Source organism: Paenibacillus hexagrammi (genome assembly GCF_021513275.1).
Lineage (GTDB): Bacteria > Bacillota > Bacilli > Paenibacillales > NBRC-103111 > Paenibacillus_E > Paenibacillus_E hexagrammi.
Genome location: NZ_CP090978.1, coordinates 350,984 through 364,233 on the forward strand (window position 1 = coordinate 350,984; position 13,250 = coordinate 364,233).

Below are 13,250 nucleotides of genomic sequence, written 5' to 3' on the forward strand. Positions count from 1 at the left end.
CGTTTTGATTTGTATCCGAAGCTATGGATCAATCGTGAACAGGAATCTGGATAGAAAGCACGGTTCCCCGGCCGTCATCCGGAGGGTTCAGCTGTAAAATCCCCCTAGATGTTGGATACGCTCCCGCATGGTGCTGAGTCCGAACCCATGAGGCACCGAAACGTAAGGGGCTCCGTCGTTCCAAAGAGTGAATTCCAGAAAATCACGTGTCAACTGAAGATGGAAGCTGAAGCTGCGGCCCCCGCCGTGCTTGATTCCGTTGGTTAGGCCTTCCTGCAGGGCATAGTAGATGACCTTTTTTTGCATGGCATCCAGTGGAGGCAGCTCCCCGAGATGGCAATCGATCGTGACGCCGGTCAGCGCCTCCGTTTCTTCAATTAGAGCACGGACGGACTGTTCGAGTTCGGTGTTGGCAAAATCATCCTTCATCATGCGGACCGCGCTGCGAACGTCCTCAAGTCCCCCACGGACAGCTGCGAGTGCAGTCTCCAGCTTGGTTAATGCAGTGTCGGGGTCATGTCGGACCAACCGCTTGACAGCTTCGAGCTGCATGGCTGCTCCGGTCAGACGATGTCCGAGAATGTCATGGATTTCATGCGCAATCCGGCTTCGTTCCTCATAAATGGCAACCTCGCCGAGCGCTTCAAACGTTTCCTGCATGGAAGCCTGGAGCTGACGATGCGTCTCCTCCAATTCTACCGTACGCTGGATAACAAGCTCTTCAAGAGATTGATGCAGTCTGGATAGCTCCAAATGAACCTGAACACGCGCAAGCAGCTCTTTTCTCGCGATGGGCTTGATTAAATAATCATTCGCGCCAACGTCGAAGCCTTTGACAACGTCAGAGGGTTGATTTCTTGCTGTAAGCAGCAAGACAGGTAATTCCCATGCGTTTTTATACCGTCTGATCTCTTGGCAAACTTCATATCCGTTCATATCGGTCATCATCACATCAAGTAGAACGAGTTGAGGGCTGTGTTCCTTTACGAGGTGCAGAGCTTCTTTTCCGCTGCTGGCTTTTAGGATCCGATAGGGTGATCCTGTTAAGAAATGGGTTAATACATGCAAATTCACAATCTCGTCGTCCACTACTAGAATCGTAGCTTCTGCCGCATCAGTTCTTCCTGATGCCACAATATATTCAGTATCTTCAAAAGGAGAATCATTAAGTCTCTCGTTCTGGAGGTGCACGAACAAATCGCTGGTCGGTATCGATACAGGTGCATCTGCTGCATGCACAGCTGTGGGCAAGATGAGTGAGAAAGCAGTACCGGTTCCAGGCGTCGAGTGCACGGATATCTTCCCTCCATGCAGTTCGACCAACTTGCGTGTAATGGAAAGTCCTAGTCCAGTGCCGCCTCTTAGTTGACCGCTCTCTGCCTGCTCAAAAGGCTCAAAGATCGTTTCCAACTGATCTTGTGCAATGCCAATCCCCGTATCCCGAACCTCTAGTGCTACAAAATCTCCATTAACTCTAGCAGAAGTTCGTATCTCACCGTTTTCCGTAAATTTGATCGCATTCCCAATTAGGTTGTACAGCATTTGCTGAAGTCTGTTTTCATCTGCCCATACAAGAGGTGTTTGCTCATTCACGTCATTCTTCAGTAAAACGCCTTTCTTACGGGCTATCGGTTCAAACATGGCAAAGACAAGAGCTGCGACGGGACGCAGATGTACCGCTGTGGGCTTTAGAAGTAAGTCCCGATGCTTTAATTTGGAAAAATCAAGAATATCATCGATCAGTCGAGTCAGACGAAGTCCGCTGCTTACGACGAGCTTCAGATTCGCCTGAACAGGTGAGGGCAGACTGCCGGCCACTCCGTCCAGAAGCGATTCCGTAATTCCGATAATGCCGTGGATGGGCGTTCTTAGCTCGTGAGACGTGTTGGCTAGAAACTCATCCTTCAACCGGTCGAGCTCTTTCAAGCGTGTGTTCTGGCTTTGCAACTGTAGGGCGTACTCTCGGACGCGAATGTGGATACTGGAGAGATGCCTGACGAGCACTAGCCCCATACACAGTATAAAAGCAAATTGTCCGACGAAGATCAGATCGGTATTCCAGTACATCACAAACATCGGTGAGAGTTCATAGAGATACCCGCTCCATGAGGGATGGTATTGAAAAAGCATTCTTTTTATCGCGATACACGCCATGATTCCGCTGCCAAACAGGACCCAATCCATTCCTGCCCTTCCTCCGCTTCCAGCGGATCGGCGACTTTGATCTAAAGACAAGGACACCAAGACTACGATTAAGGTGAAGATATCCATCCATTTTTTCAAGACCGAGTTCATCCATAAGTACAGGTCTATATGGTACCAGCCTGTAATAGCGAACCAGATTGTGAAAGCCGTCAATAGGTAGCGAAGCCAACGGTGCATGGATAGGTACCCTTTACCGTAGATTTGCTCAATAAATCCAACGAAGGCGAGTGTGGTGAGAGGCAGCGCTATTTTATCCCAATAAACGAGTTTTGAAAGGTCCATATAATAATTAAGCAATAATGACACGGACAAGCAGGTGATGGCAGCAGACAGATTCATGAGCGAAAAATACATATAGACCAGCTGCCTGGGAGCGGCTAGGTACAGGACCAAGCAAGAGATTCCTAAGAAGAGAAAGATAATCCCCGTGATCGTTTTAACGCCGCTTTCCAGAAGCAGCTCTCGAAAAGTGGATTCCTTGTCGCTTAGATTAAAATGAGTATCCATCTGCAGCGGGACCTCATCTACCACCTTAACCGTAACGACAGCCCCGGACAATGGTATGGGGAGATCGATGGGGTGGAACTGGGAGAGCGTGTTCCTGCGAGGGTCAGGATCATCGATATGGTATCGGTAGACGGATTCCCCATTAATAAATATTTCATATCGGTTGAGATTCCGTACCCAAAGCACCGGATCGCGAATTCCTGCATCATCTGAAAACACGGTTCGAAGCCAGAATACAGGCTGAACTTGCTGTAGGTCGGATTCAGCATGTGGATCGAGGAGCTGTTTCCATACCTCTCCATGGTCCAGCAGATTGCCGTTTTCTACGGAAAGCTCGCCTACATATACAGAAGTGTTCTCTATGAGGCTTTTTCCATCGGGCAAATTTTGCTCGCTAAACGAGCCGCCGTTAAACATATAAGTAAGGCCGATGCCGATTCCAATCAGAATAGACAAAAACACGGCGTATTGGAGAAGTAATTTTCCTAGTCGTTTAGCCAAGTGGGACACGCCTGCACCTCTAACCTCCGAATTGTGTGTAAATATCTTCAAGAGAACATTTCTTTGAGGCACAGAATCGCTTTCGTGCGATCCTTAACGCCGATTTTGTGATAGATGATACTGACGTAATTTTTGACGGTTCCCTCGCTCATGTAGAGCGTCTTGGCCATCTCCTTATTGGATTTGCCGTCCAGCATGAGCTGGATAATGTGCTTTTCTCTTTCTGTGAAGGTAATGCCCTGCAGCTTCGTACGATCAAGCGTCAGAGGCTTCTGGGGTCCTGAGGTTAAAAAAGAAATGCGGGCAGCCAATTTGCTGGCGATAATGGACGGCATCATCAGTTGGCCTTGATACACATCCCGAAGGGCTTGAATAATTTTTTCGCCAGGCATATCCTTCAGCAAAAATCCCTTGGCCCCATGAGCCATACTTTCCACAATGTACTCATCCTCCGCAAATGTGGTCAGCACGACAATCATCGTATCAGGGAATTCTCTCATGATAATTTTCGTGGCGGCGATCCCGTCGAGCTGAGGCATTCGCACATCCATTAGCACCAAGTCCGGCTGATGCCGGCGTACCAGTTCTGTCGCTTGTTCTCCGTTCTCCGCAACTCCGACGACCTCCATGTCAGGTTCGAGATTAATAATCGTTTGAAGAGCGTCTCTCAGCAGTGTCTGGTCGTCAGCTATTACAATTCTTATCTTCGTGGACAACGGTATCTTCTCCTAATTCCAATGTAGAACTTCCGCTAATATCGGTTCCATTATAAGGCAAAGAACCTGACTGGTATACGGATTTTTGCAGTTCATGACTTTCCTTATGACTTCGGTCACTAGAGGGATGACTTCGATGACTCTAGCATGAGAATTGGCTAAATACGCTTTAGGAATAGGAGGAAATGGAAGTATGAGAAGATGGGTAATAACGATGGTTTCGGCACTGTTTCTGCTGCTGCTTGCCGTGCCGGCATTTGCATCCGACTATCAGGCCGTTGATGTGGAGGTGGACGGCAGTAAGCTGACAGTCAGTGCTTATCTGGTGGATGGGCGAACGATGGTGCCGATGCGGGCGATTTTCGAGAGATTGAATGCCACAATCGAGTGGGATGATGTGAGGAAGTCTGCTACAGCGATGAAGGGAACTACGAAGGTCCAGCTGTGGATCGGACGGACAGATGCCCAGTCGGGAGATCATGCGGTTACCTTGGATGTGCCGCCCATGCTCATTAACGGCAGCACTTATGTGCCACTGCGGTTTGTATCGGAATCGTTAGGGGCTGAAGTTTCCTTCGACTCCGAACGCAATACGGCCGTCGTAGCGACAAATAGCGGCTGCACGCATGATGGCGGTCAGACGCATAGCGGTACGATTCAGCCTGGCGGCGAAACCTGGGGAGTCTGCGGCAGTCCGCATTTCGTAAAGGGCGATTTCATTGTCAGCGGCAAGGACAGCCCGGTTTTGACGATTGAAGCGGGGGCTGTCGTTCATTTTGAACAAGCGGCTTCGATTCGAATAGGTGAGGATGCTCCCGGAGGACTTGTTGTGGAAGGTACGGAGGAGCAACCGGTCGTGCTGACAGCTGACACCGCCGGTGCTGAGCCCGGCTTCTGGAGGGGGATTCAATTCTTTAGCCAGACCGTGAAAGGACGGGCGTCGCTGGAGCATGCCCGTATCGAGTATGCCGGGGATATCAGCGAAGGGGCTGTCGGCGTGCACAGCGATACACAGCCGCTTTCGGTGATGATGAATGATACGGAGATCAAGAACAGTTTGTATGCCGGCATGCTGCTGCAAGGGCTTAGTCAGCTAACACTTCAGAGCAATGGGCTGCATATTACCGGCACCAAGGCATCCGCCGAGGGAGGCGGCGCGCCTATTATCACAGGTGTATACGGAACGAACCGCTTGCCAGACGGGGATTATACGGGCAATGATGCGGATCAAATTCTCATTGCGCCGGGCACTTCGACGGACACAGTAACGCGTAACACCATTTGGCGAAATGTCGGTGTTCCTTATCACAGCGAAACGACGGTAGTGATCGAAGGAGCAGCTAATCCGCTTTTGACCGTTGAGCCCGGTGTAACAGCGAATTGGTCGAACGGTTATGGCATGCGAGTCGGTGAAGCAGGGCGAGGCGGACTGCATGCCGTCGGTACGGCGGAGCAGCCGGTAACCTTCTCGTCGGAATTGGCGCGTCCCGGTACCTGGGAAGGTCTCTATGTAGGGGATCAGGCAGGTGAAGTGAACGTGCAGTATGCCGTCATCGAGTATGCGAGGCAGGGAGTGTCCTTTTGGCAGGACATGGGGCCTGTGATCCAAAATTGTACGATTCGCAGCAACGAAGAGTATGGGATCGCGGTGTTGAACGAAGATAGCACAGCTACGGACTTCAGGTCCGGTTTGGGCAATACGTTCAAGAATAACGGTGAAGACCAGCATACTGACTAGCCCGATGACCCAAGTAGAAGATGTAAGGGACAAGGAGCTGAGCATAAAGCATGATGTGGAAACGAACACGTAAGCCGATCAGTGCGCTGCTGACGGCAGCCATTCTGTTCTCCTCCATTCCGGCTTCCCCGGGGGAGGTAGGGTTTGGGCGGAGGAAACTGGCCTGAATGGAACTATGAATGGAAGCGGAATTGAGCAAAAGGCGGCAAGAGATCAGCCTTCCGTGCAAGTGCCAATCGCATTGCCGATGGCGCAACTCATCAACCCCGATGCCCCTACCGATGGATCTTAGCTGTCTACTGCTGCCGATGAAATCGACTTGTCCTGGAGTGGTTTGACCGGAACAGTTACCTATGCGGTATATCGGGAAGGCACGTATGTCGGCTCAACGGACAGTCTCGGATACAGGGATCAAGGTTTGCCTTCAAGGACGGCAGCTGCTTATGAAGTAAAGGCTGTGGATGCAACCGGCGCAAGCTCATCTCCGCTTGTGATTTATGCAGGAACGCCAACGGCCGGAGAGCAGGTGCTGAGCAGAACGGACGGGGGCATTGCGGGGAACGGACTCACGGAGAGTGTGGCACTCAGCGGTGACGGAAACACAGCGGCCTTCGTGTCCAAGGCAACTAATCTGCTGCCTGGTGTCGGTGACGGGGAGAATGGGGTTCTCTATGTCAGGGATTTGAAAACGAATAAGCTCACTACGGCATATCAGCCTCAGACTCTGCAGCTTTCGGATATAGGGAACCTGTCCTTGAGCAGAGACGGCCGTTATCTGGCATTCGGCGCCCACGATACTGATCAAATAAGCCGCATCTTTGTGGTAGACCGATCAGATGGCAGTATGAGATCCATTGCCCCCAGCGCAGCAGCGGGCGTACATGCGCCCAGCATATCGCCAAGCGGGGATAAGCTGGCATTTTTAACAGATGCTGCGCTTACCAAAGATGATACGGATGAAGGCACTGACATCTACGTTGCGGATTTGACTAAGGAAGAAGAGAGTTTCCTTCGCGTCCAGCGGGTTTTTGACGGGAAAAGATTATCCTCCCTTTGTATCGCCGGAACGGATGCTGTCGTGTACCGAACAGAGCCTTGGGATGTCGGTTCGACTGCACTATATCTGCAGAAGCTCGGCGATGAGGATCCGGTATTCATCGCCCAGAACGTCACGGATTACAGCGTATCCGCTGACGGCAGGTATACAGCTTATGCAAGACAGGGGAGCATTTACAGGTATGATGCGACAATGGGCACGTCTTCGCTGCTGGCAGCCGGAGATAGCGAGCATATCTTGTACAGCGATCCGGTTACTAGCAAGGATGGTCAGCGTATCGTTTATCAGTACGAGGATTTCCAAGCGCCCTACGGGGTTTATTTGAATAATCACGGAGCCATTTGGACGAATATGCAAACGTCCGAGCAGGTGAAGCTGGGCCATCCCGCCACCTATACAGACAAGATCGGTATGAGTGAAACAGGCGGGCGTATCGTTTATATCAGCGAGTACTTCGGTGTGCGGGACGAATTCGGCAACCCCTATATAGAGGCCATGACTGATTGTCCGAAGGGCTGCAGCTCAGATAGCCCGTCGGGTCCTGTCTTGGACCGGGCAGGCTGGCAGGCTGCGAGTCTGGTACGCGGGCAAGCGCAGCTGGGAAGCGATTTTCTGATCCGAGCAGAAGGTACCGCCTCGAATACGGTAGCCGCAACAATTCGGTATAAAGCCTGGAAGCCGAATGGCAGCGGGACGGAGGATAAGGAGGCCTTGCTGCCGCTTCCTGAGTTGGCAGGAAAGTCCGGCACCTATGAAGCGGCGTTCCCTCTGACAGAGGGGATCGAACAGATCGTCTCCGTTCACGTGGAAATGAAGGATAGCGAAGGGCAGACCGCCATACGCGACGCAGAGAGGCTTCCGGTTCATGTAACCGGTGGGGGCACGTTTACGCTGGTCACGGCGGATGCGTCGTACATCGCAGGCTCCCGGCTCGTTATTTGGAGCCCAAGCCTGCAAACTGGCGCAACAATTAGCTATACAGGGGAGACTGATTTGGAAGCGGCTTTGCCTGCTGCGGATGATTACCGGGCGACGCTGCTTGCGCAGGACGGCAAGCTACTGGCTGAAAGCATCGGAATTACCGTTCAGTCGGGACTTAAGACAGCTAGAGCTGTCAACGTCGTTGTACCCGCCGACCTGACGGTGAAGCTTGTCAATGAACAGGGTGAAGCGATTGCCTCTGCTGCTGTATCACTAGCTGACCCGAACGGCGGCAAGACGTTAACAGCGGGATACACCGATGATGAAGGGGTCGCACATCTTCGTGCAGGTCAGGTGGGAGATGAAGCGATGCTTACATTCCAGCTGCCGCAGCCGTATGCACCGATGGAGCCGGAGGTGGTTACCCTGGGGCAGGGATTGATGGTTCGCAGAACAGCGGTCATCCGCTACGGTACCCTCATGGGAACCGTAACAGACCCGCGTGGCAATCCGGTCAGCGGTCTGACTGTTCAAGCGGTATCCGCAGGCAGAACCAGTTCGGCAGCGGTCAATGAGCAGGGAGTTTACACGCTTACACTGCCGGAAGGAAGTGCGCTGCTTACGGTGAAGCGGGTTGGAGACGGGCCGCGTCTTACATCAGGGACTGTCGCTGCTTTCGTTCAGCCGTCACAGACGAACCGATTGGACGTAAGCGTTCGGCCGGAAGAGACAGGAAGTGTGAAGGTTCATTTGGTGGAGCATCGATTCGGCGAGCCTGAGCGGGAGATTCCGTTATATTCCCGTCAGTATACGATTCGCACGATGAATGCGGACGGTACGCTTGTTAATGGGTACGAAACCGACGGGACCATGCATCTCACGGGGATTACTTCTGACAAGGTCAGCATCTGTGTCACGGACGGCCGGATTGAAGGTTGTTCCGAAGCGGCGCTGAATCAAGAAAATGAAGGCGAAACTACGGTACACCTAGTCGAAAGAAGCCTCGTTACCGGTATCATCGAGCTTCCTGTAGATCGAGAGCTGGAGCACGTGACTGCCGTATTGACGGAGAAAGATCAGGATGGAAAAACGGTGGGTTCCTCTTCGGCGTATTCCCTGTATAACGGCAGCTTCCGCATAGCGCTGGAACGGGCCGGGCACTACGAGCTGCGCCTGCAGACGGATACCGACCGTTCGGGCAATGAGCCTCTATCGGCTGCTGCGGCCTTTGAGATCAAGGAAGGGGAGCTTCATAACCTCGGCACGATGCGATTAGATGCCGGCGGTTGGTTCCAGAACAGGACCGGCAATCTGCTGTCTGCCCCTTCTAGTGCCGTGCACGACGGGAAAGTGAGTCTGCGTGGACAATTCCGTAACGGCGGCACAGCGTCTGCTGCCAGTGCCTCGCTTCTTCTTGAAGAGCCAAGAGGAACTTCTGTTATTCCCGAAAGCGTGATCGTGGGCGGGCAACCCGCCTCTGTGGAAATGGTTCGCCCAGGCCTTTATCGTGCTGCTTTACCTGGCGCAATCGCACCGGGGCAGGAGGGAGTCGCGCTCTACACGTTAAAGCTAACAGGAGATACCAGCAGTGGGAGTTCGATTGAGCCGCAGCTAAGCATTCAGTTTACCGCCGCAGGCTCGTCGGAGGCAGTCACCGAGCAAATCGGGACGACCAGCATTTTTCTAAATGATGTAATCTTGCATGCCCCTGAGGTTGTATCCAAATCGTCGTTTATGGTGGATGGATTGGCGCCACCCGGCAGTCAGGTTGCTGTGATGGACGGAGATTCGCTAATTGGCTCTGCAACAGCCTCTCCGAACGGCACTTGGTTCAGTCCAATTATACTCGGGGATCATTCGGAAAAAGGCATTCATTCGCTTCGTGCGATAGCCCGCATGCAGGATCAGAATGGTTCCGGTTCCTCTAAAGAGTCTGCCAGGACTTTGGTTCAGTTAGATCCTACACAACCCTATCCAACGAAATTAGAGCTATCTACGAGCTTGCATGGGCAGCCGACCGTTATGGATGTGGATTTGACGAACGGTATTGCAAGGTTTCCCTTCATCATCGATCCCTCAGCTCCTCTCCGCTTTGCAGTTCAGTTTCAAGAGCCTTCTCGCGTGGAGCATGTCAACCTATACATCGGAGGGGAAACGATACCGCTGACGTACAATCCGCTTTCACAGCGGTTCGAAGGGCTGAAGACGACACCTCACACGAGCTTGGATGCGATTTGGACGTCTTATGACATCAAGCCCTTGCCGTATTCAAATGCCAATCTCAGTGAGGAAGAGCTATTGGAAAAGCTTCCGGAAGGCTTGAGGAAGTATCATGCCACCGTCGAGCAGGCCGAACCTTCTTCTGCTTCAGCTTTAGCTGCCCCTGCCACAGACGGGCGGCATACAGCAGCGACGGTCACCTTGGCTAACGATGAGCTTCCGGACGATAAGATTACGGTCGAGTATTATACCGAGGACGTATCCGACTTTCATCCATCGCCATTGCCGGTCGGAGCGCCTCCCGTCTACGATCTTCGGTACAGCTTTGATGAAGATAAAGGCGTCATCGATGTCAGTGCCATCATGCCGGTCGATCAGGCGGTGGCGCTGTTTCCGAAAAGATCGGACCTGGTTCGCATACTAGAGGCGGACGCTCAAGCGGTCATCAGGGTGGGTGCGAACATGAAACTCGATGTGAAGACACCTGGAGCTGCCTCGCCTTTAGGTATACTGGGTGCCTTGAAAGCGGGATATGACTATCAACAGAAGATGAACGCGCTTGATTCTATGATGGATCAGACGCAAGGTTCCGAGTGCTTGCCGCCTCACTATAAGCAGTACTACGCCGATCGCCTTAATGATCTGAATGAGAGGCTGATAAAAAATCTGTCGACGCAGTACGTTTTGCAGCTAAGCGCAATGGGGCTGGCTTCGAGTGGAGTGGGCTTCTTGGGCGGCGTTGCTGTCATGGGTGTTTCGGCGGCTATTAACGCAAGGCTCAATTCACTTTTTCAGGAGCAGCTGGATAGTCTGCAAAAGGAATTTGCATCCGATCAGGCAAGCGCGGACTGCAAAAAGAAAGAAAAGGATGACAACGACAACGGCGGCATCCCTTCTCAGCATCCGCTGCCATCGGACAGAAGGATTCCTCCCGGCAGCAGCAGTAAGAAGCGATGGGCTGATCCGTTCTGGATCTACGACCCGAGCGGTTATGTCTATGAAGCTGTACCCTCCAATCGCCTCACCGGCGTAAAAGCAACAGCGCTTCAGCGCGGGGAAGATGGCGTGTATCGGGCGTGGGACGCTTCATGGTTCCTTCAGCAGAATCCGCTCTCCACAGAAGGGGAGGGACGCTATGGCTGGGATGTGCCGGAAGGCTCCTGGCAAATACAGTTTGAAAAAGAAGGCTACGAGACGGCTTACAGTCCCGAGCTGCAGGTGCTGCCTCCGCATTACGATGTCCATGTGGGCATGGTGTCTCGTCAGGCACCGAAGGTCACCGATGTACGTCAAGAGCAAGACGCATCGGCGCTGCTCCTGACGTTCAGCAAGTATATGCTGCCTTCGTCGCTGACAGCCGATACGGTTAATGTACAAACGAGTGACGGCAGCCAGCAAATCCCGATCCGCATAGAGCCGGTACATGCGGAGGCTGATGGGAAAGGCCGTCTTCTAGCCCGGACGTTCCGGCTTGTACCGCTCGAGCAGAATTGGACGGCGGAGGTCTCTTACCGGGTTCAAGTGGAGCCGTTCGTACAAAGCTATGCCGGAATACCGATGCAAGATGAATTCAGTCAAGACCTTGAGGTGAAGGAGACTTTGCCTGCCTACGAGGATGCAGCGGAGCAGGTTCAGATATTGCCTGCCGTGAACGCTATCGGGATCACCTGGCAGCAAAAGTCCGGAGCTGACCCTGATCATTATGTGCTGCAGTGGCGTGAATCCGGACAGAGTGCGTACTCGCAAGAGCTGACGGCAGCACCGGGAGCGGGCTTGCTGGCCGCACGCAATCTTCATCCGGGCACGAGCTACGAGCTTCGCCTTGTTTCCGTGGCTCCTGACGGCAGAGAGTCCAGCGGAGTAATGGTTACCGGTCAACCTCTGACCGTGGAGCAGCCCGCTGCAGATCGGACCCCGCCTGCTGCGCCCATGAATGCTTCCGCACTTATCGCGGACAACGGGCAAGGGCTAATTGCTCGGTGGACGGATCCTGCGGATGCCGACCTCAATAAGCTGCTGCTCAGGTTGCAGAAGCCTGGCGAGTCCGAGTTCGGTCCTGCAGTGCCCGTTGCGAAAGGCATCGGGCAGTACAGCTTTGCGCCTTTAACTCTTAACGGCACGTACCGAGTTAAGCTGAGCGCAGTGGATATTCGGGGCAATGAATCGGAGGCGGTGACTGTTACGGTAGAGCGGACCTCTTCGTCTTCATCCGGGCATGGCGGAGGAAGCACTGGAAGCGTTGGAGGTGCTGGAGGCGCTGGAGGGAGCGATCAATCGCCTGCTGATCCGCAGCCTGATCAGGATGAAGTCTCTCAAACGATCGAAGTGGGTAAAGCGATCTACGATTGGTTCGATGGCAAGGCCAAGTGGCGCATGAGGCCGAATCAGGCGTTGACTGGCGCAGAAGTCGAAGCAAAGCGACAACCATCATCTTTGCAGCCGCAAACAACGGCATCGGGCTACAGTGCGGCTTCCGATACGATTTCGTTCCAATCGACTACACGATTGCAGGGATCTTCAATCCGATTGACCCTTGCTTACGACCCGGCGTCATTAAATGGAAAGGACTCGCGAAAATTGGGTGTGTATCGGCTAGATGCTTCCGAACCTTCTGGATGGGTTTATATCGGAGGTTTGGTTGATGTTCATCATCATACGGTAACAGCTGAAATGAACGATTGGGGAAGCTACGTAGTGCTGTTCTATGACCGCAGCTTCAGCGATTTGGCGGGGCATTGGAGCCGTAAGGATATTGAAGCCTTAGTCGGCAAGCATCTGGTAGACGGAGTTAGCGATGATAGTTATAAGCCGGATGAAGCTGTGACCCGCGCTCAGGCTGCCAAAATGATCGCCCGTCTTCTCGAGGCTGAGGGGCGTAGCCCGGAAACACGTTCCCCTCCAACTGCTCAGGCTGAATTTCGTGATGTGAACCGAGATGCTTGGTATTACCCGTATATTTCCTCGCTTGCTGAAGCGGGAATCGTACAGGGCTCAGATGGCATGTTCCGGCCAGATGCACCGATTACCCGCGAGGAACTGGCGGTTATGCTGGAGAGGGCACTGCCTGCATCGAGGGCGGCTTCTCAAGCAGTCTTGGAGAGTTACGCTGATGCTGCTTCGGTGGCGGATTGGGCCAAGGCTGCTGTCAGTCAGGCAGTGGCAAGAGGATGGATGCAGGGGATGACCGCTGTAGAGCTTCAGCCTCAGCATACGGCGACTCGTGCTCAAGCCGGCGTCATGCTGCTGAGGATTTGGCAGGAGTTTGAAGTAAGTCAACTACAAACAGATTAAGCAGCAAGGAGTGCCTGTCGAGGTTTGCGACGGGGCTCCTTTTTCTGGTTAAACATGGAATTATTTTCACGCTGCTTAGTAAGAAATGTGCTAA

Annotated in this window: 4 protein-coding genes; 2 read left to right on the forward strand and 2 right to left on the reverse strand. The window is 53.0% G+C overall.

What is annotated here, in order from left to right:
* Window positions 1-87: 87 nt before the first annotated feature.
* Window positions 88-3,213: an ATP-binding protein gene (locus L0M14_RS01645; protein ID WP_235120363.1), complete on the reverse strand. Its 3,126-nt coding sequence runs from the start codon at window positions 3,211-3,213 to the stop codon at window positions 88-90.
* A gap of 47 nt (window positions 3,214-3,260) precedes the next feature.
* Window positions 3,261-3,929 (reverse strand): response regulator transcription factor, encoded by a 669-nt coding sequence (locus tag L0M14_RS01650; RefSeq protein WP_235120364.1) that lies wholly within the window; start codon window positions 3,927-3,929, stop codon window positions 3,261-3,263.
* A 193-nt stretch (window positions 3,930-4,122) separates the two neighbouring features.
* Between L0M14_RS01650 and L0M14_RS01655 the strand changes: the two genes are divergently transcribed.
* Window positions 4,123-5,667, forward strand: coding sequence for a stalk domain-containing protein (locus L0M14_RS01655; RefSeq protein ID WP_235120365.1), 1,545 nt, complete (start codon window positions 4,123-4,125; stop codon window positions 5,665-5,667).
* A 334-nt stretch (window positions 5,668-6,001) separates the two neighbouring features.
* Window positions 6,002-13,156, forward strand: a complete 7,155-nt coding sequence (locus L0M14_RS01660) for an S-layer homology domain-containing protein (RefSeq protein WP_235120366.1) — start codon at window positions 6,002-6,004, stop codon at window positions 13,154-13,156.
* Window positions 13,157-13,250: the final 94 nt, after the last annotated feature.